Origin of the sequence: Microbacterium sp. 18062 (genome assembly GCF_902706225.1) — a bacterium.
Classification (GTDB): domain Bacteria; phylum Actinomycetota; class Actinomycetes; order Actinomycetales; family Microbacteriaceae; genus Microbacterium.
On the sequence record NZ_CACSKB010000023.1, the window covers coordinates 1 to 24,500 of the forward strand.

21 protein-coding genes and 1 tRNA gene are annotated in these 24,500 nt (G+C 70.3%); 14 read left to right on the forward strand and 8 right to left on the reverse strand.

Features of this window, described 5'->3' with window-relative positions; genetic code table 11:
* Positions 1-513 (forward strand): hypothetical protein (locus tag GVL03_RS10135; protein WP_159500879.1); only part of this gene is annotated, 513 nt, incomplete at its 5' end.
* A 235-nt stretch (positions 514-748) separates the two neighbouring features.
* Positions 749-2,035 carry an aspartate kinase gene (locus GVL03_RS10140; protein WP_159500931.1) on the forward strand — a complete coding sequence of 429 codons (1,287 nt, stop codon included), beginning with the start codon at positions 749-751 and terminating at the stop codon, positions 2,033-2,035.
* A 62-nt stretch (positions 2,036-2,097) separates the two neighbouring features.
* Here GVL03_RS10140 and GVL03_RS10145 read toward each other — a convergent pair whose 3' ends face one another.
* A complete protein-coding gene (locus GVL03_RS10145; protein WP_159500880.1) occupies positions 2,098-2,679 on the reverse strand; it encodes a carbonic anhydrase in 582 nt (193 codons plus the stop codon).
* A gap of 189 nt (positions 2,680-2,868) precedes the next feature.
* On the opposite strand from GVL03_RS10145, the gene GVL03_RS10150 reads away from it, so the two are divergent.
* The 3 genes from GVL03_RS10150 (at position 2,869) to GVL03_RS10160 (ending at position 6,421) form a co-directional block, all read left to right on the forward strand.
* A complete protein-coding gene (locus tag GVL03_RS10150; RefSeq protein WP_159500881.1) occupies positions 2,869-3,939 on the forward strand; it encodes an aspartate-semialdehyde dehydrogenase in 1,071 nt (356 codons plus the stop codon).
* Positions 3,940-4,110: 171 nt separating this feature from the next.
* Positions 4,111-5,568, forward strand: coding sequence for a malate dehydrogenase (quinone) (mqo, locus tag GVL03_RS10155; RefSeq protein WP_159500882.1), 1,458 nt, complete (start codon positions 4,111-4,113; stop codon positions 5,566-5,568).
* A gap of 208 nt (positions 5,569-5,776) precedes the next feature.
* Complete coding sequence (locus tag GVL03_RS10160) at positions 5,777-6,421, forward strand: thymidine kinase (RefSeq protein ID WP_159500883.1); 645 nt, start codon at positions 5,777-5,779, stop codon at positions 6,419-6,421.
* Between the two features lie 32 nt (positions 6,422-6,453).
* Here GVL03_RS10160 and GVL03_RS10165 read toward each other — a convergent pair whose 3' ends face one another.
* The 6 genes from GVL03_RS10165 to GVL03_RS10190 all read right to left on the reverse strand — a co-directional run bounded on the left by GVL03_RS10165 (position 6,454) and on the right by GVL03_RS10190 (position 14,742).
* Complete coding sequence (locus tag GVL03_RS10165) at positions 6,454-7,299, reverse strand: DUF1295 domain-containing protein (RefSeq protein WP_159500884.1); 846 nt, start codon at positions 7,297-7,299, stop codon at positions 6,454-6,456.
* 86 nt (positions 7,300-7,385) lie between these two features.
* On the reverse strand, positions 7,386-8,153 hold the full coding sequence (locus GVL03_RS10170; protein WP_159500885.1) for an HAD-IIB family hydrolase: 768 nt from the start codon (positions 8,151-8,153) through the stop codon (positions 7,386-7,388).
* A 226-nt stretch (positions 8,154-8,379) separates the two neighbouring features.
* A tRNA-Pro gene (locus GVL03_RS10175) sits at positions 8,380-8,453 on the reverse strand.
* Between the two features lie 118 nt (positions 8,454-8,571).
* Complete coding sequence (locus GVL03_RS10180) at positions 8,572-11,037, reverse strand: hypothetical protein (RefSeq protein ID WP_159500886.1); 2,466 nt, start codon at positions 11,035-11,037, stop codon at positions 8,572-8,574.
* 154 nt (positions 11,038-11,191) lie between these two features.
* Entirely contained in the window at positions 11,192-12,127 is a 936-nt protein-coding gene (locus GVL03_RS10185; RefSeq protein ID WP_159500887.1) for a metallophosphoesterase, read from the reverse strand.
* Positions 12,127-14,742 carry a transglycosylase domain-containing protein gene (locus GVL03_RS10190; protein WP_159500888.1) on the reverse strand — a complete coding sequence of 872 codons (2,616 nt, stop codon included), beginning with the start codon at positions 14,740-14,742 and terminating at the stop codon, positions 12,127-12,129. Before GVL03_RS10190 ends, GVL03_RS10185 begins: the two co-directional genes overlap by 1 nt.
* A gap of 108 nt (positions 14,743-14,850) precedes the next feature.
* Here GVL03_RS10190 and GVL03_RS10195 point away from each other — a divergent pair, with 108 nt between their 5' ends.
* Positions 14,851-15,075, forward strand: coding sequence for a hypothetical protein (locus GVL03_RS10195; RefSeq protein ID WP_159500889.1), 225 nt, complete (start codon positions 14,851-14,853; stop codon positions 15,073-15,075).
* Positions 15,072-15,542, forward strand: coding sequence for a RidA family protein (locus GVL03_RS10200; protein WP_159500890.1), 471 nt, complete (start codon positions 15,072-15,074; stop codon positions 15,540-15,542). Before GVL03_RS10195 ends, GVL03_RS10200 begins: the two co-directional genes overlap by 4 nt.
* 141 nt (positions 15,543-15,683) lie before the next feature.
* Here GVL03_RS10200 and acs read toward each other — a convergent pair whose 3' ends face one another.
* Entirely contained in the window at positions 15,684-17,654 is a 1,971-nt protein-coding gene (gene acs / locus GVL03_RS10205; protein ID WP_159500891.1) for an acetate--CoA ligase, read from the reverse strand.
* Between the two features lie 447 nt (positions 17,655-18,101).
* Between acs and GVL03_RS10210 the strand changes: the two genes are divergently transcribed.
* The 7 genes from GVL03_RS10210 (at position 18,102) to tmk (ending at position 24,497) form a co-directional block, all read left to right on the forward strand.
* On the forward strand, positions 18,102-19,130 hold the full coding sequence (locus tag GVL03_RS10210) for a TadA family conjugal transfer-associated ATPase (RefSeq protein WP_159500892.1): 1,029 nt from the start codon (positions 18,102-18,104) through the stop codon (positions 19,128-19,130).
* Entirely contained in the window at positions 19,118-20,056 is a 939-nt protein-coding gene (locus GVL03_RS10215) for a type II secretion system F family protein (protein WP_159500893.1), read from the forward strand. Before GVL03_RS10210 ends, GVL03_RS10215 begins: the two co-directional genes overlap by 13 nt.
* 83 nt (positions 20,057-20,139) lie before the next feature.
* A complete protein-coding gene (locus GVL03_RS10220) occupies positions 20,140-20,388 on the forward strand; it encodes a DUF4244 domain-containing protein (protein ID WP_159500894.1) in 249 nt (82 codons plus the stop codon).
* On the forward strand, positions 20,385-20,723 hold the full coding sequence (locus tag GVL03_RS10225) for a TadE family protein (RefSeq protein ID WP_159500895.1): 339 nt from the start codon (positions 20,385-20,387) through the stop codon (positions 20,721-20,723). The genes GVL03_RS10220 and GVL03_RS10225 overlap by 4 nt, the downstream gene beginning before the upstream one ends.
* Positions 20,723-21,064, forward strand: a complete 342-nt coding sequence (locus GVL03_RS10230; RefSeq protein WP_159500896.1) for an Rv3654c family TadE-like protein — start codon at positions 20,723-20,725, stop codon at positions 21,062-21,064. The genes GVL03_RS10225 and GVL03_RS10230 overlap by 1 nt, the downstream gene beginning before the upstream one ends.
* 62 nt (positions 21,065-21,126) lie before the next feature.
* Positions 21,127-23,868, forward strand: a complete 2,742-nt coding sequence (gene topA / locus GVL03_RS10235; protein WP_306770329.1) for a type I DNA topoisomerase — start codon at positions 21,127-21,129, stop codon at positions 23,866-23,868.
* Complete coding sequence (gene tmk / locus GVL03_RS10240; RefSeq protein WP_159500897.1) at positions 23,865-24,497, forward strand: dTMP kinase; 633 nt, start codon at positions 23,865-23,867, stop codon at positions 24,495-24,497. The genes topA and tmk overlap by 4 nt, the downstream gene beginning before the upstream one ends.
* The last annotated feature ends 3 nt before the right edge of the window (positions 24,498-24,500 follow it).

Genomic DNA, 24,500 nt, shown 5'->3' on the forward strand with positions numbered 1-24,500 from the left:
CCCTCTCCCCCCGCCGTCGGCGGGGGGCTGACGGCGCCCGAGCCCACACCGACGGCCACGGCGGCTGCGGCGGGTCCCGACGCGATCGAAGGGTTCGCCGTCGGAGAACCGTGGGATCAGGTGACCCTCGGCATCCCCGGCTTCCAAGTCGTCGAAGGGTGCGAGTGGTGGGGGTCGACCCCCGACGGCGGCTACGACCTCGCGGTCATGCGCGAGCAGGGCACCGACGAGACGGCTCCGACCGTCCTCGTCGGCGTCTCGACGGCGCCGGGGGACGCCCAGCCGATCGGACCGGAGACCGCGGCCGGCATCCGCCTGGGTTCGACGCTCACGGAGGCGCAGTCGGCGTATCCGGATGCCGAGACCATCGCCGCGCCCGGGGATCTTCGTCACCTCCGTGTCGAGAGCGGTGAGGTCGGATCGCTCTTCCTCACCTATGACGAAGGCTCGGACGTGATCCGGCAGATCACCGCCACCACGCTGGAGCAGCCGCCGTACGAGCCCTGCGCCTGATTCCCCTCTCCCGCGATGGCGCCAGTTTCCCGGGATGGCGGCACTATCCTGCGGTGGCGTCAGACAATGCCGCCGCCTTCGCAGGAATGAGGCGCCATCGGCGCGGGAGTGGCTCGGGAGAGGCGACACATGACCGATGTGGAATGACCGCTTGCCTAAGATGGTGCGTTGGGCGCAGCATCCGAGCGTTCCGAATCTCATCGCGCCGCGCAGGCGCATCCCCGGGAGTCCCACAGTGGCGTTGATCGTGCAGAAGTACGGCGGATCGTCGGTCGCCGACGCCGAGAGCATCAAGCGCGTCGCCAAGCGCATCGTCGACACCCGGCGTGCCGGGCACGACGTCGTCGTCGCCGTCAGCGCGATGGGCGACACGACCGACGAACTCCTCGACCTCGCCGGTCAGGTCGCGCCGATTCCCGCACCGCGCGAGCTCGACATGCTGCTGTCGTCGGGGGAGCGCATCTCGATGGCGCTGCTCGCGATGGCGATCCACTCCATGGGCTTCGAGGCGCGCTCGTTCACCGGCAGCCAGGCCGGGATGATCACGGATGCGACGCACGGCGCCGCCCGCATCGTCGACGTCACCCCGGTGCGGCTCCGCGAGGCGCTCGACGAGGGCGCGATCGTCATCGTCGCCGGGTTCCAAGGCTTCAACCGCGACACCCGCGACATCACGACGCTCGGACGCGGCGGCTCCGACACGACGGCGGTGGCGCTCGCCGCAGCGCTCGCCGCCGACGTCTGCGAGATCTACAGCGACGTCGACGGCATCTTCACCGCCGATCCCCGCGTCGTGCCCAAGGCACGCAAGCTCAGCGTCGTCTCGACGGAGGAGATGCTCGAGCTCGCCGCGAACGGCGCGAAGGTTCTCTACATCCGCGCCGTCGAGTACGCACGGCGTCACGGCGTCATGATTCACGCGCGCTCGACCTTCAGCTCGAGCGAGGGCACCTACGTGCTCGACCACGACAAGCGTTCCGCGCAGACCCCCGAGGGAGACCCCATGGAAGAGCCGATCGTCGCCGGCGTCGCCACCGACCTCAGCCAGGCCAAGATCACCGTGATCGGCGTTCCGGACGTGCCCGGCAAGGCCGCCGAGATCTTCAAGATCGTCGCACGGTCCGGCGCGAACGTCGACATGATCGTGCAGAACGTGTCCGCGGCGACGACCGGCCGCACCGACATCTCGTTCACGCTGCCGAAATCGGATTCGGCGACCGCTCTCAAGGCCCTCGCCGGCGAGCAGGGCGAGGTGGGCTTCGCGAGCCTCGTGCACGACGACCAGATCGGCAAGCTGTCGGTCGTGGGCGCGGGGATGCGCACGCACTCGGGCGTCTCGGCGACGCTCTTCGAGGCGCTGAGCACCGCCGGCATCAACATCGAGATGATCTCGACGTCGGAGATCCGCATCTCGGTCGTGCTGCGCGCGGACGACATCGCCGAGGCCGCGCGCATCGTGCACACCGCCTACGGCCTCGACGGCGACGCGGACGCCGTCGTGCACGCCGGCACCGGGCGCTGAGCTCCGCACACAGGCCGCCCGCGCGCCCCGCGCGGCGAGAGCGACGAGCAGGCGCGCGGCTCCTACGCCGTGACAGCGCCCGCGGCGGTGGCGGCGGGGACCTCGATCAGACGCCCGGAGCGCACGTCGTAGACGTAGCCGTAGACCGGGATGCGGCCGGGCACGAGCGGATGCCGGCGGATCCGGGCGACGTCGTCGACCACCGCCTGTGACCGATCCGCGATCGTGAGCCAGTCGACGTACGCGCCTTCGGCGGAGCCGGGACCTTCGCCGACGTCCGTGAAGCCGTCGGGCCCGAGTGCGGCCGTGTCGAGACTGTTCGCCAGCAAGCCGCGGATCACCTCGTCCGTGAAGAACTCCATGCCGCAGTCGGAGTGGTGGATGACGAACCACTCCTTCGTGCCGAGCAGCTTGTACGAGATCACGAGTGAGCGGATGGCGTCGTCCGATGCCCGCCCGCCGGCATTCCTGATGACGTGGGCGTCTCCTTCGCTCAGTCCCGCGTACTTCGCCGGATCGAGACGCGCATCCATGCACGTGAGGATCGCGAACTGGCGTGCGGGTGGGAGCGCCAGGTCGCCCTTCTCCCCGAATCCTTCGACATAGTGGCGGTTGGCGGTCAGGACCTCTTCGAGCACAGACATGTCTCCTCCGTCGCATCGTCGCTTCCGCGGTATCGCGTCCTGCTGGCGATGCTAGGGAGCTGTCCGCATCCGCGAGTCAGTGTGAACCGCTGTGACGCGGCGACCGGCGGCGGGAGCGCGGTAGAATCGGGCGACCCCGCGCGCGTCCGCATCCGGATGCCGCGCGCACCCGAGCCCCGAGGAACACGCATGACCCACATCTCCGATTCCGGACTCTCCGTCGCCGTCGTCGGCGCCACCGGCCAGGTCGGTGCCGTCATGCGCGAGATCCTCGTCGAGCGCGCCTTCCCGATCCGCGAGCTGCGGCTGTTCTCCACGGCGCGCTCCGCGGGCCGGGCGATCGAGTTCGCCGGCGCCACGGTGATCGTCGAGGACGTCGCGACCGCGGATCCGGCGGGGATCGACATCGCCCTGTTCTCCGCCGGCGCGACCGGTTCGCGCGCGCACGCCCCCCGCTTCGCGGAGGCCGGGGCGGTCGTCATCGACAACTCGAGCGCCTGGCGCAACGACCCCGATGTGCCGCTTGTGGTCAGCGAGGTCAACCCGCACGCGATCGTCGACCCACCCAAGGGCATCATCGCGAACCCCAACTGCACGACCATGGCCGCCATGCCGGTGCTGAAGGCGCTCGACACCGAGGCTGGGCTCGAGCGACTGATCGTCAGCACCTACCAGGCGGTCTCCGGATCGGGCCTCGCCGGCGCGCAGGAGCTGCTCGGACAGGTCGAGGGCGTGCTCGCCCAGGGCGACACCCTGCGGCTCGTGCGCGACGGCTCGGCGATCGACTTTCCCGAGCCGGAGAAGTACGTCGCGCCCATCGCGTTCGACGTCATCCCGTTCGCCGGCAACCTCGTCGACGACGGCGACAACGAGACGGATGAGGAGAAGAAGCTCCGCAACGAGAGCCGCAAGATCCTCGAGCTGCCGGCTCTCCGCGTCGCCGGCACCTGCGTGCGCGTGCCGGTCTTCACCGGGCACTCGCTGAGCATCAACGTCGAGTTCGCCCGTCCGATCTCGCCCGAGCGTGCACGCGAGGTGCTCGCGCAGGCGCCCGGTGTCGCGCTCGACGAGGTGCCGACCCCCCTCCAGGCCGCCGGCAAGGACCCGAGCTTCGTGGGCCGCATCCGTGCCGACCAGTCCGCTCCGGAGGGTCGCGGGCTCGTGCTGTTCATCAGCAACGACAACCTGCGCAAGGGCGCGGCCCTGAATGCCGTGCAGATCGCCGAGCTCGTCGCGGCGAGCCTCGGCGCCCGGGTCTGACCACCCCTCTTTCTCCGCCGTCTCTCTCGCCCCCTTCCGCGAACCCACATGTTCGCGCCGAACCCACAGGCTCTGGTTGCCTTAGACGTGTGGGTTCGGCGCGAACGTGTGGGCTCGGCGAAGAAGACAGGGGATGAAGGATGGGGGATGGGAGAGAACTAGACTTGCCGGGTGACAGGAACCGTCGACGTCCTCCTGATCGGTGGTGGCATCATGAGCGCCACCCTCGGGACTTTTCTGCAGCAGCTCCAGCCCGACTGGAAGATCGCCGTCTTCGAGCGCCTCGGCGAGGTCGCCGAGGAGAGCTCGAACGCGTGGAACAACGCCGGCACGGGGCATGCCGCCCTGTGCGAGCTGAACTACATGCCCGCCGGCCCCGACGGCTCGGTCGACCCGGCCAAGGCGATCGCGATCAACGAGCAGTTCCAGCAGAGCCGGCAGTTCTGGACGACCCTCGTCGAGCGCGGCGTGCTGGACGAGCCGAAGACCTTCATCAACGCGACCCCGCACATGACCTTCGTGCGTGGTGAGAAGGATGTCGCCTACCTGAAGAAGCGTTACGAGGCGCTGCGCACCCAGCCCCTGTTCGAGGGCATCGAGTACAGCGAGGACTCCCGCGTCATCAACCAGTGGGCGCCGCTGCTCATGCAGAAGCGCCGCAAGGGCGAGCCGTTCGCGGCGACCCGTGTGCCCAGCGGGACCGACGTCGACTTCGGCGCGCTCACCCGTCAGCTGATCGACAAGCTGAAGGAGAACGGGGCGGATGTCGTCACGGGCCGCGAGGTGAAGAACCTGAGGCGGCAGAAGGACGGCACCTGGCAGGTGTCGTACCGCGACGCGATCGGCCGTACCCCGGGGCGCGTGAACGCCCGGTTCGTCTTCATCGGCGCCGGCGGATGGGCGATCAAGCTGCTGCAGCGCTCCGGCATCCCCGAGATCAAGGGCTACGGCGTCTTCCCGATCGGCGGGCAGTGGCTGAAGACGAGCGACCCCGCGATCGTCGCCCAACACAAGGCGAAGGTGTACTCGCAGGCTTCCGTCGGCGCGCCACCGATGTCGGTGCCGCACCTTGACACCCGTGTGGTCGACGGCGAGAGCTCGCTGCTGTTCGGACCGTTCGCGACCTTCAGCCCGAAGTTCCTGAAGACCGGTCGCTGGACCGATATCGTCTCGCAGGTGCGGTTCTCGAACATCGGCAGCATGCTGAAGGTCGGCGCGACGAACCTCGACCTCGTGAAGTACCTCGTCAGCGAGCTGGTGAAGACACACGCCAAGAAGGTCGAGAGCCTTCAGGCCTTCATGCCCACCGCGAACGGCGACGACTGGGAACTGCTCGACGCGGGGCAGCGCGCGCAGGTGATGAAGGGCGGCAAGCTGCAGTTCGGCACCGAGGTCGTCTCCGGCGCCGACGGCACGATCGCGGGCCTGCTCGGCGCGTCTCCGGGCGCGTCGACCGCCGTGTCGATCATGCTGGGCGTGCTGAAGAGCTGCTTCCCCGATCGGATCGCCGGATGGGAGCCGGCTCTGACCGAGCTGATCCCGAGCTACGGCACGACGTTGAACCCGGATGCGGCGACCGCCGAGGAATCCACGCGCCGCACCGCTGCGGCCCTCGGCATCAACGCCTGATGCAATAGTCCTCGCGCTTCGGCCCCTGAGCGAGGAGCGCGCATCTCGAGCGGGGGAGTCGGCCGGGACAAGGGCTTTCGCCGCGCAAAGATCCTCGTCCCGGCCGAACACCCTCATCTCGGACGGGCGGCGCTCGGACGAGGGATGCGGCGGCGGCCGATCGTCCCGAACGCGCGGACCGGGATGGCGCGACCCGTAGAATCTGCGAGTGGCCAAGCTGTACTTCCGTTATGGAGCGATGAACTCCGGCAAGTCGACGGCGCTGCTGCAGGCCGCCTACAACTACGAGGAGCGTGGCCAGCATGTGCTGCTGGCGAAGCCCGAGATCGACACGAAGGATGCCGATCGCATCTCGAGCCGGTTGGGTGTGACGCGCGAGGTCGACTTTCTGATCGGTCCGGATGCGGACGTGCGGACGCTGTTCGCGGAGCACCGGGATCGAGCGCGGGCGGCTGCATCCGAAGCCCTGCTGCCGGAGGCGGACGACCCGGCGGACGTGGCGTGCCTGCTGATCGACGAGGCGCAGTTCCTCACCCGGGAGCAGGTCGACGATCTCCTCCGGATCGTGGTGCTCGACGGCGTGCCGGTGCTCGCCTATGGCATCCGCACCGACTTCCAGACCGGCGCCTTTCCGGGATCCCGGCGGCTCATGGAGCTCGCGCACAGCCTCGAGGAGCTGAAGACGATCTGCCGGTGCGGTCGGAAGGCGCTGTTCAACGCCCGGCTCGTCGGCGGACGTTTCGTGTTCGACGGAGACCAGGTCGCGATCGACGAGCTGACCGCCGCACGGGTGACCTACGAGTCGATGTGCGCCGAGTGCTATCTGACGGAGTCCGGCGGGCGGCTGGGCTGACTCCGGTCGCCTGGGACCGGAGCGGGGCGGGTTCAGGCGTGGGCGCGCGCCGGAGCGGGATGGCGCGGTGGCAGCGGCACCAGCATCGACGTCGTACGGCGGTACTCCGCATAGGCCGGATACTTGCCCGCCGTGATCGACTCGGTGAAGATCGTCGATCCGATGAACAGCACCGTGAGGAGCGCCGCGCCCACGATGGTCGGGTTGAGGGCCCCGCCCCAGAACCCCAGCCCCGAGGCCACAGCGGCGCTCGCGCCGAGCAGGTAGAACGCCCACCACTGGGCCTGCTCGAAGAAGAAGTTCGGATGCCGGCTGTAGCGGAAGAGACCCGTCGTCGCGAAGCCGGGCTCGAGGTGTCCGCCGGCCCGTCTCTTCGCACGGTGGAACGCCCACTGCTGCTGGTCGGCGATGAACTCCCCGAGAAGGAAGGCGACGAACAGCGCGGCGAAGACGACATCCCACGCGCCGAGCGGTGCAGGGTGCTGAAGCGCCGTGAGGGCCGGAAGGGTGATGAGCGCGAGCAGCGCGTTCTGGTAGAGCACGATGAAGAACAGGTTGAACAGCTGGAACTGCCACGGCCGCATCCGCCCGCGCAGGATCGCCCAGCGGTAGTCCTCCATGCCGGTGTACCCGCCCTTGCGGGCGAAGTTGAAGGTGAGCCGTGCGCCCCAGGCGGTCACGAGCACGGCCATGAGCACGAGTCGAGCGGCCTCCTCACCCGACGCGATGGCGGAGGCGGCGAAGATCCACGCGTACGCGATCGGCACGATCGACCAGATGCGGTCGACCCACGACGTGTCTTTCGTGACGAGCGAGAGCAGCCAGCATCCTGCGCTGGTGATGGCGGCGACGATCAGCACGACCCCGAGTGCGTCCATGTCCACAGGCTAGCCCTGGACGTCCCGCCGTGGACAGCTCGTGATGCTCCGGGATGCGCGACGGGGCCGGGGTGCGCTGTGAGCTGTCAGCGGGTGGGGAGGAGGGGGAGGAGCGCTTCGAGGTACTCGGCGGTGTCTTCCCAGCCCTCGACCGCGTGGCAGTCGACGCCCATGGCGAGCACGGGGTAGTCGTTGCCGTCGGGGTCGAGTCGGTCGCCGACGAACAGCATGTCGTCGAGGTCGATGCCCGTCTGCTCGGACAGCTGTTGCATCCCGTAGGCCTTGTCGATGCCGCGGTGGGTGATGTCGACCGAGGTCGATCCACCCGAGCGGACCTCGAGATCGGGGATGCGGGCGGCCACCGCCTCGCGCAGGGAGTTCTTCTTCGAGCCGGTCGGGTCCCAGGCGGTCTTCGCGTCGAGCGGTGCGCGCTGTCCGAGGGCGGAGAAGGTGATCTGGGAGCCGCGGTCCTCGAGGATGTCGCCCCAGGTGTTCTCTTCCCAGAGGCCCAGGCGGCGGGCTTCGCCCTCGACCGCCGCGAGTGCGCGTGTCTTCTCGTCGTCGGTGAGCGCGTGGGCGTAGATCGTCTCGATCCCGCCTTCGCCGATGCGGTAGTACTGGGTGCCGCAGGTCGGCAGCAGGTGCAGGTGCGACAGCACGGCGGGGGAGGCTTCGGGGAGGCGTTCGACGACCTGCGCGCGGAACTGTGCGAGTTGGCCGCCGGAGATGATCGCCACCTCGACGCGCTCGGCGAGGTCGAGCAGAAGGCGGGCGATCCGCGGGTCGACGGCGCTCTTGGAGGGCGCGAGCGTGTCGTCCAGGTCGAACGCGATCAGCTTCGGGGACTCGGGCATGGGCGGGGCTCCCGGGGTAGGTCCGGCGGGGCCGGTTCAGGTCCGATGATGGTCAGGTCCGATGAGGCGAACGGCTCCGGCGTGGGGCACCCGGACGCATCGACTGATTCTATCCGGACCCGCCGCGGGGTCCTGATCGGGATGCGCCCTGCGCGGAGCTCGCGGGAACGAGCCCGCGGGAATGAGAAAGAGGCCCGCTTCTGCGGCGGACCTCTTCTCGTTCCGGTCGGGGTGACAGGATTTGAACCTGCGGCCTCTTCGTCCCGAACGAAGCGCGCTACCAAGCTGCGCCACACCCCGTGGCAACCCTCCGAGTCTACCCCAGGAGCGGCCCGTGCTCCGAATCGAGGAGCCCCGTCCCGGGACTCCGGAGACGGTACTTCGGAGAGCGGGCCAGCCCGGACGCGACATCGGCCGGTCATGCCGTGCGCCGTCGCGACCGGATGACGAGGAGCGCGGCGAGGCCGAGCCCCAGTCCGATAGCCGCGGTGCCGAGGCCGGCGATGGTCCGCAGCGGCATGCCGCCGGTCGCGGCGAGCACGTCGACGTAGGTCGTCTCGCCCTCCTCTCCGCACTCTCCGCGGTACAGGACGACGGGCTCGGCGTCCGGGGCGGGCCGGGCGCGGAGCTCGGCGATCCAGTGCCTCACACCTGCCGTGGGAGAGCTGACGGCGGGCGACGCGTACTCCCCGCTCCCGGTGACCGGGACGGCCTCCGTCGTGGTCTCGAGGGTCTCCGGCGTGCAGACGGAGTCCTGGCCGTCCGGGTTGTGGAAGACGAAGAAGACGAGCTCTGCATCCACCCCGTCACCGAGGCCCGCGACGGTCGCGGTGTCGGTGTAGGGCTCGCCGATCGCCGCGCGCTCGACGGCGCGGGTGGACACCGCCGGCTGCTCGACGACGGTCGTCTCGTTCGGCAGGCCGCAGGCGCCGCGCGCGACGAGCACGGGCTCGCCGCCGTCGGGCGTGTGCCAGAGGCTCTCGATCCAGTAGTGGGTGCCCGGCTCGTGCAGCCGCACGGCGGGGGAGGAGAACTCGCCCTCCGCGGTGACCGGCACGGGCATCGCGGTCGTGTCGGCGACGAGGGTCTCCGGCGTGCACGCCTCTTCGGGCGCGACGTCCTCCGGGGCTCGATACACCTCGAACGTCAGGGTCGTCGAGCCCGAGACCGGGACGGGGCCGGTGACCGTCGCGACATCCGTCACCTCGCCGCCCCACCCTGAGGCCGGGGTCGCGAGGGTCGTGACGGTCGGCCGAGGCGCGCGCGTGGTCTCGCTCTCGACCCCGCAGGCGCCTTCGTGCACGAGGCGTCCCTGAGTGTCGACCGCGCGCTCGCGCCAGACATAGGTGCCGAAGTCCGGCACGAGCGGGCCCGGGATGCGGACGCCGCCGGGTTCGCCGATACGCACCGGGGCGTCGGAGCTCGCCCACAGCAGGTTCTCCGGCGTGCAGGCGTCGGCCGGCTCGACGCCGTCCGGAACGCGGAACACGGATGCGGAGAGGTCCAGGCCGTCGGCGGGCAGAACGCCCGCGACGATCACCTCGTCGGACATCGTAGCCCCCACCGCGACGACTGGATCGGCGCGGGACGAGACCGCCGCCACCATCGTGATCTGGCTCTCCACGCCGAACTGCTCCCGCCACGCATAGCCCTCCTCGAGAGTCGCGAGGGTGTCCGCGTGCTGGCCCTCGGCCTCGATCTCCCACACCGCGGTGTAGAAACCGGGTCCGGGCAGGGCCTCGGCTGACTCGACGCGGTACGGCGCCGTCGGACCGATCGCGGTGTCGGTCGTGACCTCGAGGGCGCCGACGGCCTCGGCATCCGCGGGGATCTCGGGCGAGAGCACGGGCTCGGTCGCGGTCCGGTAGAGGGTGGCGGTCGCGCGGACGGGCACATACCCGCCGTCCGTCGTGCGGGCCCAGGAGCCTCGTGCGGTCGCGAAGGTGACGTCGTCGACGTACGCACCTCCCGGCACGTAGCGCGAGGCGACCTGGGTCGTCACGATCGGGGCGAACGTGGTCGCGCGCGGCGCGGCATCCTCCCCCTCGACCGGGAACTCCAGCCGGCCCGCAGGTCCGGCCGTGTCCTGTCCGCCCGGGGTCGTGAAGTGGCGGACGGCGGGGAGGAATCCCGCGCGGAACGTGCCGCTGCCGCGAACGATGAAGGTCGGCTCGCCCGATGGCGCGGTCGCGGTGATCGGATATGTTGCCCCGGGGGTCGCCCCGTCGAGCGTGGGCTGTCCGGTCTCGGCGAACACCGCGTTCTCCAGCGTCAGCGAGCCGCGCGCGTCGGCGATGTCCGCGTGCACCGTCACCGAGCCGCGCAGGGGATCGTCCGGATCGGTGGCGAACTCCAGCGATCCGGATGCGGCGATGGTTCCCGAGCCGTACGCCATGGCCTCCGCGTAGTACGCCGCCGCGAGGTTCTGCACCGCCACGTTGTGCTCGGGGGCGATGGTGCGGAAGACCCAGTCGATCGCCCCCTGCAGGGAGTCGCCGGGATAGCCGAAGTGGTGCAGGGTCTCGTCCCAGTTCGCGATGGCCTTGACCGCCCAGCCGACGCTCGCGGCCTGCACCGGATCGTCGGTCTGGCCGTAGGTGGTCACGAGCATGTTGACGGCCGTGAGGCTCTTCAGATCGAGCCCCGCCGCGTTGGTGCTGATGCCATGATCCTCGCTGTCACCGGTGGGGAGCGGCTTGCCGGGGAAGATGCAGTACGTGTGGATGCCGTTGACGATCATCGACCCGTGCCAGCCGTATCTCGTCGACGGCGCCCACTCCCCGAAACCCGTTCCCGGGGAGGCGGCGTTCGCGGGCAAGGTGGCGACGATTCCCGCGACGAGGAGCGCGGCGACGACGAGGAGGGTTGCGAGCACACGTTTCATGTCTCGAGCGTGCGGCGGAGGCCGCATCCGTGGTGCGCTTTTCCGGCTCGATGTGCAGAAAGTCCCCCGCTCGGGATGCGGGGGAGGACAGGTCGCCGAGCGGCGTCAGCGACCTCGGCTTCTCGGGGCGGAGAAGGGTGGACTGTCGCGTCAGCTAGCCGATGGGCAGCAGCGTCAGCAGTGTCGCCTCGGGGCGGCATCCGAAGCGCACGGGTGCGAAGATCGAGTGCCCGATGCCCGCGCTCACGTTCAGCGGTACTCGTCGTCCGGCATGCTGCCAGCTGCTCAGCCCGCGCGCCTGGTCGAGCGGGAGGTCGCAGTTCGCGACGAGCGCCCTCGACGAGAAGGGGATGCGGACCTGCCCGCCGTGCGTGTGCCCGGCCAGGAGCAGGTCGGCGCCGAGGTCGGTGAACGAGTCGAGCACTCTCCGGTAGGGCGCGTGGGTGACACCGAGCACGAGGTCGGCGGTGCCCGAATCGCGCTGTGCCTGCCGGAGCGGGGGAAGAGCGGCGAGATCGTCCCAGTGCCGGTGCGCGTCGTTCACGCCGAACGTGTCGATACGGAGCCCCGCCACGTCGAGGGCGGCTGCGGTGTTGTCGATCGCGTGCCAGCCGAGCTCGTCGCTCAGGTAGCGATCGAGGGCGTCGATGTCGAGCGCGTCCGCATCCTGCTTCGTCTTCGACGGACCGGTGAAGTAGCGCAGCGGATTGCGCGGAGAGGGGGCGTACAGGTCGTTCGAGCCGTGCACGTAGACACCCGGGATGCCGCGGAGTCCGTCGAGCGCGCGGCGGAGGCCCGCGAGTCCCTCGGCGTGGCCGAGATTGTCGCCGGTGTTGACGACGAGATCGGGCTCGAGCGCCGCAAGCGTGCGCATCCACTCCTGTTTGCGGTGCTGCCACGGCGCCATGTGGGCGTCGGAGAGGTGCAGCACCCGGAGCGGCCGGGAACCTGCGGGGAGGATCTCGAGCGTGTGCTCGCGCACGGTGAACAGGTAGCGCTCGACGCCGATGCCCCAGATCGCGGCGCCGACACCGACCGCCCCCACCGCTGCAGCAGCGGTGAGGGCGGTCTGAGAGACGGGACGTCCCACTAGCAGGCCTTGCGTTGGTAGTCGATCGTCACCTGGGTACCCTTGTTCGCGGCCGTTCCTGCCGCGGGACTGGTGCCCGTCGCTCTCGTATCGTTGTCGGACAGCTGGTCGTTCGCGGTGCAGGACCCCAGCGCGACGTTGGTGAAGCCCGCCGCCGCAAGCTGCTGCTGGGCGTTCTGCACCGTGCCGCTGACGCTCGGGACCGTTCCGCCCTGCCCGTTGCTGGGGTTGATCGTGATGGTCGACCCGCCCGCGGCCTGGCCGGACGGGTTCTGCGCGGCGACGACGTCGGTCGCGGCGTCCGAGTCCACCGCGTCGCCGACAGTCACCGAGAAGCCCGCGTCCTCGAGCGTGCTCTGGGCTTGTGCGATCGTCATGCCGACGACGTTCGGCACCGCCGTCATCACGGTCTTGGTGAGGTTGGCCGCCGGGTCGGGGAAGGTGCCGCCCGGGTACAGCTCGTTGGCGGTCCGCTGGATCGTCCGGGCCAGGGTGTACCGGATGCTGGCCAGGCCCTGGGCCTGGATGTTCGCCTCACCCTCGACGGTGCCGGCCCACGCGGCGGTCGTCACGGTCGTGCTCGACTCGATCATCCAGGTCTGCTTCTGCTCGTGCGTGCCGGTCTTGCCGATCAGCTGCGTGCCGTCGTTCGTGTTCGCCGCACCGCCGGTGCCGCCGTTCATCACGCCGCGCAGCGCGTACGCCGCGGTCGCGGCGACCTCCGGCGAGATCACCGGCGAGCACGTGCGCTCGGGCTTGGGCAGCTCGTTCCCATCGGCGTCCGTCACGCGGTCGATGGCCTGCGGCTGGCAGTAGACCCCGTTGTTGGCGATGGTGGCGTAGGCGCCCGCCATCGCGAGCGGTGACACGGCTTCGGAGCCGATCACCTCGCCGGCCGAGGTCATGGGCACCGGATCGCCGGTGCCCAGGGTGACGCCCATCTTCGTGGCGACGTTGCCGATGTCGCACAGGTCGAGCTTCTCGGCCATCGCCAGGAACCCGGAGTTGAGCGATGCAGCGGTGAACTGCATCGGAGTGCCGGTGTAGCCGCCCGCGCCGCCGAAGTTGCCGATCCGGTCGTTCGCGTAGTTCACCCAGTCGCCGGCGCAGGAGTTCGTCATCCTCTGGAAGATGCGGTTGCGCCCGTTGAGCACCTCGTTGACCGAGTGCCCCTGCTCGAGCCAGTCCACGAGGGTGAACAGCTTGAAGGTCGAGCCCGCGTTGAAGCCGTCCGAGCTGCCGAACTGCCGGTTTCCCGCATACACCAGCGAGCTGTAGCCCTCGCCGGCGTCGGCGGACTCGCTGAACTGGGTGTTCTGCGTGATCGAGAGGATGCGTCCGGTGCTGGTCTCCACGTTCACGGTGGCCGCGCCGAACTTCATGCCCTCCACCGAGGCGGGCGCCAGCTCGGCCATCACGGTCGCGGCGGTGTTCTGCAGGTCGATGTTGAGGGTCGTGTAGATCGTCAGTCCGCCGCGGCGCAGAGCCGCCTGGCGCTCGTCGCGCGTCTCGCCGAAGGCGGGATCGTTGCGCACCACCGACACGACGTACTGGCAGAAGTACGGCGCGACGCTCGCCCCGCATCCCTGCGTGGGATTGGTGATGTTGGGCGTGATCGGCTCGACGACGGCCGCGTCGTGCTGCTCCTGCGTGATCTTGCCGTCGTCCAGCAGCCGGTCGAGCACGTAGATCTGACGGCCCTTCGTCGACGTGTAGCCATCGCCGGCCGCGATGTACTGTTCCTCGGTGATCGTCCCCTCGGCGAGCAGTCGGTCGAGCGTCGGCAGGCGCCCTTCCTCCAGTACGCCGTCGGCCTCGCCGTTCGCCTCGCTGCCAGGCTGGTCGATGCGGTACGTGTTCGGGTTCTGCACCACGCCCGCGAGGATGGCCGCCTGCGAGAGGTTCAGCTCGGCCGCCGACACGCCGAAGTAATAGCGCGCCGCGGCGTCGATGCCATAGGTGACGCCGCCGAAGTTCGCGATGTTCAGGTAGCCGAGCAGGATCTCGTTCTTGGAATACTCCTGCTCGAGCTGGATGGCGTAGCGCATCTCCTGCAGCTTGCGCTCGATGCCCTCGGTGCCGTCGGAGTTCGTGGCTGCGACGAAGCAGGCCTGCTTCTCCTCGTCGGAGGTCGCGTCCCATTCGCACTGCTGAATGAGGATGTTCTTCACGTACTGCTGGCTGATCGACGAGCCGCCCTGCGTGCTGCTGCTGCCCTCGAGGTTCGACAGCAGCGCGCGCACGGTGCCGATGAGGTCGACGCCGCCGTGCTCGTAGTAACGGGGGTCCTCGCTGGAGAGGATCGCGTCGTACATGACGGTCGCGACCTGGTCATAGGTCACGGGTGACCGATTCTGCTCGTAGAACGTCGCCAGCTCCTGCTGCTGCCCGGCGCCGTCCGTGTAGACGATCGTCGACGGCTGCATGCCCTCGGTGATCTCGAGGTAGTTCGGCATGTTGTCGAACAACTCGATCGCGCTGGACGCTGCGGTACTGGTCACGGCGATCGCCGGGGTCACGGTCGCGGTGATGAGAACACCGGCCACAGCGCTCAGACCGACGAGTCCGGCCAGGCCGCCGAGCACACCGGTGGCCGTGCGTTTGGTATCGGGCATAGGGTGATCGTAAGCCAGGATGCTGGGGGAACACCCGATGACGCCCGGTAAGCCTGGTGTCCGACCGGGCGGGAATCCGCCCTCTATGCGCACGTTCCGGGAGTCGCGATGACGACGTGGGAGTACCTCACCACACCACTTCTTATCCACAACACCGCTGCGATCCTCAACAACTGGGGCAAGCAGGGCTGGGAGCTCGTGCAGGTGGTGACCGGTCCCGAAGGCGGCCTCGTGGCGTACCTCAAGCGCCCGGTCGGCGGCGATTCGTCCGCCAACGCGGGCCTTGCGGCCGCCGAGGCCGCGGCGAAGCAGTTCGAGGGGGGAGCAGCATGACGAACGTGCGAGAGCGCCTGCGCGAGCTCGGCATCGAGCTTCCCGGGGTGGTGCCGCCGGTCGCGGCGTACGTGCCCGCGAAGGTGCACGCCGACCTCGTGTACACGGCCGGTCAGCTGCCCTTCGTCGCGGGAGCGCTACCCGCGACGGGCAAGGTCGGCGAGGACGAGGGGCTCGTCCCGGCGACCGATGCGTACGGGTACGCCCGGCAGAGCGCGCTGAACGCGATCGCCGCCGCCGCATCCGCCGTCGGGGACGTCGACCGTCTCACCGGCGTCCTCAAGGTCACCGGGTTCGTGGCGTCGGTCCCCGCCTTCACCGGCCAGCCCGGCGTCATCAACGGTGCGAGCGAGCTGCTCGCCGAGATCTTCGGCGACAGCGGCCGTCACGCCCGGTCGGCGGTAGGCGTGCCCGTGCTGCCGCTCGACAGCCCGGTCGAGGTCGAGGTCGTCTTCAGCTTCGTCTGACCCACCGCATCCCGTCGTCCGCTTCGCCCGCGCGCGCCTTCCGGAGACAGAAGGAATCACCGGAACAGGACGACTCCGCTCGATTCGTCCTGTCCTGGCGATATTTCCTGCGGGGCGGATGCGGCGCTCCGGGTGATTCGGCTACCTCACCTGGGCGGAGATCACCGACATCACCGCCGTGTCGGCGAGGGTGGTCGTGTCGCCGACCTCTCGGCCCTCGGCGACGTCGCGCAGCAGTCGGCGCATGATCTTGCCCGAGCGGGTCTTCGGCAGCTCGCCTACGATGTAGACGTCGCGCGGACGGGCGATGGGGCCGATCTGCTCGCCCACCCAGCCGCGCAGCGTCTGGGCGAGTCCCTCCGGCGCGTGCGCCTTCAGATAGCTCTCCTTGATGATGACGAACGCGACCACCGCCTGGCCAGTCATCTCGTCCGAGGCGCCGACGACCGCGGCCTCGGCGACCGCCTCGTTGCCGACCAGCGCGGACTCGATCTCGGTGGTCGACAGCCGATGCCCGGAGACGTTCATGACGTCGTCGACGCGGCCGAGCAGCCAGATGTCGCCGTCGTCGTCGAGGCGTGCGCCGTCGCCGGCGAAGTAGTAGCCCTGGTCCGAGAACTTGTCCCAGTAGGTCTCGACGAACCGTTCCGGATCGCCCCAGATGCCGCGCAGCATGCTCGGCCACGGCTCCGTGACCACCAGCAGCCCGCCGTTCCCGTTGCCGACGTGCTCGCCGTTCTCGTCGACGACGTCGATCGACACGCCGGGGATCGCCACCTGGGCCGAGCCCGGCTTGGTCTCGGTCACGCCCGGGAGCGCCGAGATCATGGTCGCGCCGGTCTCGGTCTGCCACCACGTGTCGATGATCGGCGCGCGCTTGCCGCCGATGACCTTGCGGTACCACATCCATGCCTCGGGGTTGATGGGCTCGCCCACCGAGCCGAGCAGCCGGATCGACGAGAGGTCGAACTGCTTCGGCACCTGCCGGCCGATCTTCATGAATGAGCGGATGGCGGTGGGCGCGGTGTAGAAGATCGTCACGCCGTACCGCTCGATGATCTCCCACCAGCGGCCCGGATGCGGGGTGTCGGGCGTGCCCTCGTAGAGCACCTGCGTCGCGCCGTTCGCCAGCGGTCCGTACGCCACGTAGGTGTGGCCGGTTATCCAGCCGATGTCGGCCGTGCACCAGAACACGTCGGTCTCGGGGTGGATGTCGTGCACGACCTTGTTGGTGAACGCCGCCTGGGTGAGGTAGCCGCCGGAGGTGTGCAGGATGCCCTTGGGCTTTCCCGTCGTCCCCGAGGTGTAGAGGATGAACAGCGGGTTCTCCGAGGGGAACGCCCGAGGGTCGTGTTCTGCGGAGGCGGCGGGCACGACGTCGTGCCACCACAGGTCGCGCCCGGGCGTCCAGTCCACCTCGTTCTCGCCGCGCCGGACGACCAGCACGTGCTCGACGGTCTCCTGACCGCCGGCGCCGCGGTCGGCGAGGGCGAGGTCCACGGCCGGCTTCAGCGGGGAGACCTTTCCCTTGCGGTAGCCGCCATCGGCCGTGATCACCAGTTTCGCGCCCGCGTCGTCGATGCGGGCCCGCAGGCTGTCTGCCGAGAATCCGCCGAAGACGACCGAGTGGATGGCGCCGACCCTGGCGACGGCGAGCATCGCGGCGATGGCCTCGGGGATCATCGGCAGGTAGATGGCGACCCGATCGCCCTGTCCGACGCCCAGATCGGTCAGGACGTTGGCGAGCCGTTTGACCTCGTCGGTGAGCTCCGCGTAGGTGATGCGGCGTCGGTCGCCGGGCTCGCCCTCCCAGAGCAGCGCGACGCGGTCGCCGTGACCTGCCTCGACATGCCGGTCGAGGCAGTTGTAGGCGACGTTCAACTCGCCGTCGCCGAACCAGGTCGCGAACGGCGGGTTCGACCAGTCGAGCACCTCTGTGAACGGACGGTGCCAGTGCACGAGCTCACGGGCGCGGTCCCCCCAGAACCCCTCGCGATCGGCGGCCGCCTGTGCGTAGAGCTCCGCGGTGCCCACCGCATCCGCCGAGAACTCCGGGCTGGGCGCGAACCGACGCTCCTCGTTCAACAGGTGATCGATCTGGCTGCTACTCATCTCTGCTCGCTCCTTTGCGGGCCTCGCCGACGCGGCGTGGGTGATGGTGACGCGACGAACGCGCTGGGTCCATCCTGCGGCCCGTTCCGCATGCGTCACTACCTCCGTTAGTTGGTGTCCCCGCGGTCGCGGGGCCCGGCGCTCGTCGCGACACCTCCGATATATCGGTGCGCGATCGGAGTGTGCGTTTGATGCGCGCCGGCGTGTTGCGTAGGCTCAGTGGCGCCCGATCCTCGTGACGGGTGTGCGGCCCTCATCACCCCCAATTTGCGGGGCCTTGCACGGCGGCATCCCAACCCCCCATTGGGATGCCGCCTTCTCTGCTCTCCGGGCCTTCCACGCGCCCGCGGCCCGCACCGGTTCTCCACAGCCGGCGGGACGCAGGAGCCCTCCACCGTCACCCGCCTCGCGCCCACCCGGCCGGCGCCGTCGTCCTAGCGTCGGGGCATGCCGCAGCCGTTCATCGTGAGCCCGCGCGAGGGACGTGCGTCCGTCGCCGTGCCGAGCGGGCCGCGAGCGCGCGTGCTCGGTGCCGAGCGCACGGCCGTGACGCTGCCGGAGCCCCTGCGCGCGCACATCGCGGACGGCGAGGTCACCGACATCTTCGTCAACGGTGCGCGCGGGCTCTTCGTCGACCGGGGCGCCGGCGCCGAGCACGTGTCGCACTGGCGCGCCGGTGAGGAGGAGGTGCGCGAGCTCGCGGTGTCTCTCATCGCGCTGGGCGGCCGGCACATCGACGATGCGACGCCCTGCGTCGATGTGCGGCTGGCCGGCGGCATCCGCGTGCACGCCGTGCTGCCGCCGGTGTGCGCGGACGGCACCACCATCTCGGTCCGTGTGCCGCGGCTCGGCGTCGCCGACCTCGACGAGCTCGAACGGCGTGGGATGTTCTCCGCCGCTGGGCGCAGGGCACTCGCCGATCTCGTCCCGGCGCGCGAGAACCTGCTGATCACGGGAGCGGCGGGCAGCGGCAAGACCACGCTGCTGTCCGCACTCCTGGCGACCGTGCGGCCCGAGGAACGGATCGTGACGATCGAGGATGTGGCGGAGCTGAGCATTGACCACCCGCACCATGTGCGCCTGGAGTCCCGGCAGCCCAACCTCGAAGGCGCCGGCGGCATCGGTCTCGCGCAACTCGTGCGTGAGGCGCTGCGGATGCGGCCCGACCGGCTCGTCGTCGGCGAGTGCCGCGGCGCCGAGGTGCGCGAGCTGCTGTCGGCGCTGAACACCGGTCACGACGGGGGAGCGGGCACTCTGCACGCGAACGGGCTCGCTGACGTGCCCGCTCGCCTCGAGGCGCTCGGCGCGCTGGCGGGGCTCGACGACCGCGCGCTCGCCCGCCAGGTGGCGAGTGCGATCGGATGCGTCGTGCACCTCGAGCGGGCGCTCGACGGCCGGCGCCGGGTCGCCGGCCTCGGCCGGCCTCGCATCCGGGACGACCGCCTGGTCCTGGAGGAGTCGCCATGGCCCGGCTGACCCTCCGGCGGCGTCACCCGAGGCCCGATCGCACGCCCGAGGTCGCGCTGCGGCTCGCGGTGCTGCTGCAGGCCGGTGTGGCGCCGGACGCGGCGTGGCGCTTCCTCGCCGAGTCCGGCGAGGACGACGCGGCGGCCGTCGTCGCCTCTCACGCAGCGGGCACGGACCTCGGTGCCGCGATCGCCCTGTGCGGCGACCGCTGGGCGCCGATCGGCGCCGCGTGGCGGGTGGCGGCGGACGTCGGCGCCCCGCTCGCGCACGGACTGCGCGCGGTGGCCACGGCCCTACGCGACGCCGACGAGTGCCGGGACGAGGTGCGGGTCGCGCTGGCGGAGCCCGCATCGACGGCGCGGCTGATGAGCTGGCTGCCCCTGGTCGCCGTGCTGCTCGGAATCGCGCTCGGGTTCGACACGATCGGCGTGCTGACGACCACACCGGCGGGCATCGCGTGCCTCGCCGTCGGGGTGCTGCTGATGGTGTGCGCCCGCAGGTGGACCGCGCGGCTCGTCCGTGGCGCCGGACCCGCCCCCGAGGTCGCGGGGCTCACCGCCGAGCTCATCGCGATCGCGCTGAGCGGCGGGGTGTCGGTCGAGCGCGCTCGCCGGCTCGCCGCGGAGGCGCTGCCCTTGCCCTCACCCTCAGAGCGTGTCGCGGACGACGAGAGCCCGCCGGGCTCGGGTGCCGAGGAGGAGGTCGACCGCATCCTCCAGCTGTCCCGATCCGCCGGAGTCCCCGCCGCGGAGCTCCTGCGCGCGGCCGCGGCGATGGCCCGCCAACGCGCGCGCACGGACGGCCGGATGCGGGCGTCGAGGCTGTCGGCGTCGCTCCTGCTGCCGCTCGGCGCGTGCGTGCTGCCCGCGTTCATCGTGCTCGGGGTCGCCCCGATGCTCATGAGCATCCTCTCGTCGGGGTCGTTCGGCCTGTGATCGCCCCCGTCCCGTTCCGCCCCGGACCGTGCCCACCAGACCGTGCCCACCGATCGTGCCCCGAACCGAGAAGGAGCAAGACCATGACCCTCATCCCGATCCGGCGCGTCCGCACGCCCGCCTCCCGCGCGCCGCTGTCACCCCTGCCGTCGTTGACGTCGCACCGGGCGGCGAGCCTGTTCGCGGACGAGAGCGGTGCGGCGACCGCCGAGTACGCCATCGCCACGATGGCCGCGGTCGCGTTCGCCGGACTGCTGGTCGTCATCATGCGATCGGACGAGGTCCGCGGGATCCTGGAGGATCTCGTGCGCCGCGCCCTGACGGTCGAATGAGATCCCGGCTCGGCGACCGCGGCTCGGTGAGCGCCGAGTTCGCGGTCGCCCTGCCGGCGATCGTCCTGCTGCTCGCGCTCTGCGTCGGCGCGTTGTCGTCGGCATCCCGGCAGGTGCGGCTGCAGGACGCGACGGCGGATGCGGCGCGCCTGATCGCCCGGGGCGACGACGAGGGCCGCGGGCTGAGCCTCGTGCGGCAGTCCGTGCCCGACGCGCAGGCCACGGTGATCAGAGACGGCGACCTGGTGTGCGTCGCCGCATCGGCGCCGGTCGGCCTGCCGCTGCCGGAGATCCGGCTCGACGCACGGTCCTGCGCCCTCGACGGGGGACGCTGATGGCCGGCACGGCGAGCTCCGTCGGCGTCGTCGCCGTCGTGGCGACCCTCACCCTCGGGCTCGCCGCGGCGGGCGCGGCCGCCGTCTACGGGCAGCGCCTCGCGGGCGCCGCGGACGCGGCGGCGCTCGCCGCGGCGGATGCCGCATCCGGCGCGGTTTCCGGCATCCCGTGCGACCGTGCCGGCGAGATCGCGTCCCGGGCCGCCGTGGAGGTCGTATCCTGCGAAGTGGAGGGCCTCATCGCGACGGTCCGGGTCGGCGGTTCGTTCGGCCCGTTCCCGGCATCCGCCATCGCTCGCGCCGGTCCTCCGCCCGGCCGGACGAGCGTCGTCGGCCGCTGATGCCTCCCAGCCGCCTGCGTCTCGCAGGTGTGTAGGGTGTGCATCGAACGAAAGGACCGCTGTTGGCACAGGGCGCGAAGACCAAGACCGGTCAGGGCAAGAAGCTCGTGATCGTCGAGTCGCCGACGAAGATGACCTCGATCCAGGGCTATCTGGGTGACGACTACGAGGTGCTCAGCTCCGTCGGTCACATCCGCGACCTCGCGAGCAAGAAGGACATCCCCGCCGACAAGAAGGCGGCGTACGGCAAGTACTCCATCGACGTCGACAACGGCTTCGACCCCTTCTACGTGGTCAACGACCGCAAGGTGAAGACGGTCAGCGAGTTGAAGCGCGCGCTGAAGGAGGCCGACGAGGTCCTGCTCGCCACCGATGAGGACCGCGAGGGCGAGGCCATCGCGTGGCACCTTCTCGAGGTGCTCAAGCCCAAGGTGCCGGTCAAGCGCATGGTCTTCCACGAGATCACGAAGGACGCCATCCGCGCGGCCGCCGAGAACACCCGCGAGCTCGACCTCGCCCTCGTCGACGCACAGGAGACGCGCCGTGTGCTCGACCGCCTCTACGGCTGGGACGTCTCGCCGGTGCTGTGGCGCAAAGTCGGCAGCGGCCGCGAGGGAACGGCGCTGAGCGCCGGGCGCGTGCAGTCCGCCGCGACCCGGATGGTGGTCGAGCGCGAACGGGAGCGCATCGCCTTCGTCTCCGCGAGCTACTGGGACATCGAGACCCTCGCCGCGAAGGGCGACACGAGCTTCACCGCCCGCCTCGCCCGCATCGACGGCGCGCCTCTGGCCCGCGGCACCGACTTCGACGACCGTGGCGCGCTCAAGAAGGCCGTCGTCGTGCTCTCCGAGCAGGACGCTCGGGAGCTCGCCGTCGCCATCGAGAAGGTCGGCGAGATCACCGTCGCGAACCTCGAGTCCAAGCCCGGCACACGCAGCCCCAAGGCGCCGTTCACGACCTCGACCCTGCAGCAGGAGGCCGGCCGCAAGCTCTCGATGAGCGCGAAGCACACCATGAGTGTCGCTCAGCGTCTCTACGAGAAGGGGTACATCACCTATATGCGCACCGACTCGACGTCGCTGTCGGCGCAGGCGATCACCGCGGCCCGCGAGCAGGCCGTCTCGCTCTACGGCGACCGGGCCGTCCCCCCGAACCCGCGCGTCTACGCGAGCAAGAGCAAGAACGCGCAGGAGGCCCACGAGGCGATCCGACCGTCCGGCGAGAACTTCCGCACCCCCGCATCGGTCGCGTCCGGCCTCGATCGCGACGAGCAGCGTGTCTACGACCTGATCTGGAAGCGCACGGTCGCCAGCCAGATGTCCGACGCGAAGTACGAGACGACCACGGTCACGCTCTCGCTCACCGCCGCGGGCAAGGCCGTAGAGTTCACCGCATCCGGCACCGTGTACACCTTCAAGGGATTCCTCGAGGCGTACGAAGAGGGTCGTGACGAGAAGCGCGCTGATGCCGACAAGGCCGACGACCAGTCGCTTCCGGCGCTCGCCGTCGGCGACGTGCTCGCCGCCCGCGACGTGGGGCCGAAGGGGCACAGCACCTCGCCGAAGCCGCGCTACACCGAGGCCAGCCTCGTGAAGGCGCTCGAGGAGCGCGGGATCGGTCGCCCGTCGACGTTCGCGAGCATCATCGACGTGATCCTCGATCGCGGCTACGTGAGCAAGCGCGGCCAGGCGCTCGTGCCGAGCTGGCTCGCGTTCAGCGTGGTGCGTCTGCTCGAGGAGCACTTCGCCGACCTCGTCGACTACGACTTCACGGCGGCGCTCGAAGACGACCTCGACGCGATCGCCCGGGGGGAGCAGCGGCGCGAGCAGTGGCTGCGCGACTTCTACTTCGGCTCGGAGAGCCACGTCGGCCTCCGGCACATCGTCGACAACCTCGGCGACATCGACGCCCGCGAGTTGAACTCGACCCGTATCACCGACACGGCGACGCTCCGATTCGGCAAGTACGGGCCGTATCTGGAGGTCACCGAGTCGCCGGACCCCGAGGCGAAGCCCCGCATCGTCAACGTGCCCGAGGATCTCGCGCCCGATGAGCTGACCGCCGAGAAGGCGCAGGAGCTCATCGACGCCCCGGTCGCCGGCGATCGCGTGCTCGGCGAGAACCCGAGCAACGGCAAGCTCGTCGTCGTCAAGGACGGCCGGTTCGGACCCTACGTGCAGGAGGTCGAGCCGACCGAGCCCGAGACGGTCGACGAGAGCACTGGCGAGGTCGTCGATGCACCCGCGAAGCCCGCCGCCAAGAAGACGGCGGCGAAGAAGGATGCGGCGCCGAAGCCTCGCACGGCGTCGCTGTTCAAGAGCATGTCGGTCGACACGGTCGACCTCGAGACGGCGCTGCGCCTGCTCGATCTGCCGCGCATCGTCGGCGTCGACCCGGCGACCGAGGAGCAGATCACCGCGCAGAACGGTCGGTACGGCCCGTACCTGAAGAAGGGCGCGGACTCCCGCTCGCTCGACGACGAGCAGCAGATCTTCGACGTCACGCTCGAAGAGGCCCTCGAGCGCTACGCGCAGCCGAAGTACGGCGCACGCCGCGCGTCGAGCGCGCTGAAGGAGTTCGATGCGGACCCGGTGAGCGGCAAGCCCATCAAGGTGCGCGACGGCCGATTCGGCCCGTACGTCACCGACGGCGAGACGAACGCGACGATCCCGCGCGGCGAGACCGTCGAGGACGTCGACTTCGAGCGGGCCACGCAGCTGCTCGCCGACAAGCGTGCGAAGGGCCCGGCGCCCAAGAAGACCGCGCGCAAGACGACCACCCGCAAGCCGGCCGCGAAGAAGTGAGCGCCGCGGACGCACCCGGTCTGTGGGTGACCTTCGAGGGCGGTGACGGTTCGGGCAAGACCACCCAGGCGGCTCTCCTCGAGGAGTGGCTGGCCGGCCGGGGCAGGACGGTCCTGCGCACGCGCGAGCCCGGCGGCACCGAGGTCGGGATGCTGGTGCGCGACATCGTGCTGCACCATCGCGGCGAGGTCGTCTCCCGCGCCGAGGCGCTGTTGTACGCGGCCGACCGGGCGCAGCACATCGAGACGCTCGTGCGACCCGCGCTGGCCCGCGGCGAAGCGGTGATCCAGGACCGCTACCTCGATTCGTCGGTGGCGTATCAGGGTGCCGGCCGGGTGATCGACGCGGACGAGATCCGTCGGCTGTCGCTCTGGGCCACGGGCGGAGCGCTGCCCGACCTGACGGTGCTGCTCGATCTCGATCCCGCGGACGCACGGCGACGGCTGGATGCGGCGGACAAGCCCTTCGACCGTCTCGAAGCCGAGCGCGAGGACTTCCACGAGCGGGTGCGCGCCGCGTTCCTCCGGCTCGCCGACGCCGAACCCGACCGCTTCCTCGTCGTGGACGCCGCGCTCCCCGCGGCTCGGGCGGCCGAGGCCATCCGGAAGCGGGTCGAGCAGCTCCTGTGACCG

Excerpts from the sequence above, each read along its gene's own strand:
- GVL03_RS10145 (WP_159500880.1), bottom strand. The coding sequence starts at position 2,679 with ATGTCTGTGCTCGAAGAGGTCCTGACCGCCAACCGCCACTATGTCGAA.
- GVL03_RS10150 (WP_159500881.1), top strand. The coding sequence starts at position 2,869 with ATGACCCACATCTCCGATTCCGGACTCTCCGTCGCCGTCGTCGGCGCC.
- GVL03_RS10165 (WP_159500884.1), bottom strand. The coding sequence starts at position 7,299 with ATGGACGCACTCGGGGTCGTGCTGATCGTCGCCGCCATCACCAGCGCA.
- GVL03_RS10170 (WP_159500885.1), bottom strand. The coding sequence starts at position 8,153 with ATGCCCGAGTCCCCGAAGCTGATCGCGTTCGACCTGGACGACACGCTC.
- GVL03_RS10180 (WP_159500886.1), bottom strand. The coding sequence starts at position 11,037 with ATGAAACGTGTGCTCGCAACCCTCCTCGTCGTCGCCGCGCTCCTCGTC.
- GVL03_RS10190 (WP_159500888.1), bottom strand. The coding sequence starts at position 14,742 with ATGCCCGATACCAAACGCACGGCCACCGGTGTGCTCGGCGGCCTGGCC.
- GVL03_RS10195 (WP_159500889.1), top strand. The coding sequence starts at position 14,851 with ATGACGACGTGGGAGTACCTCACCACACCACTTCTTATCCACAACACC.
- GVL03_RS10200 (WP_159500890.1), top strand. The coding sequence starts at position 15,072 with ATGACGAACGTGCGAGAGCGCCTGCGCGAGCTCGGCATCGAGCTTCCC.
- acs (WP_159500891.1), bottom strand. The coding sequence starts at position 17,654 with ATGAGTAGCAGCCAGATCGATCACCTGTTGAACGAGGAGCGTCGGTTC.
- GVL03_RS10210 (WP_159500892.1), top strand. The coding sequence starts at position 18,102 with ATGCCGCAGCCGTTCATCGTGAGCCCGCGCGAGGGACGTGCGTCCGTC.
- GVL03_RS10215 (WP_159500893.1), top strand. The coding sequence starts at position 19,118 with ATGGCCCGGCTGACCCTCCGGCGGCGTCACCCGAGGCCCGATCGCACG.
- GVL03_RS10220 (WP_159500894.1), top strand. The coding sequence starts at position 20,140 with ATGACCCTCATCCCGATCCGGCGCGTCCGCACGCCCGCCTCCCGCGCG.
- GVL03_RS10225 (WP_159500895.1), top strand. The coding sequence starts at position 20,385 with ATGAGATCCCGGCTCGGCGACCGCGGCTCGGTGAGCGCCGAGTTCGCG.
- GVL03_RS10230 (WP_159500896.1), top strand. The coding sequence starts at position 20,723 with ATGGCCGGCACGGCGAGCTCCGTCGGCGTCGTCGCCGTCGTGGCGACC.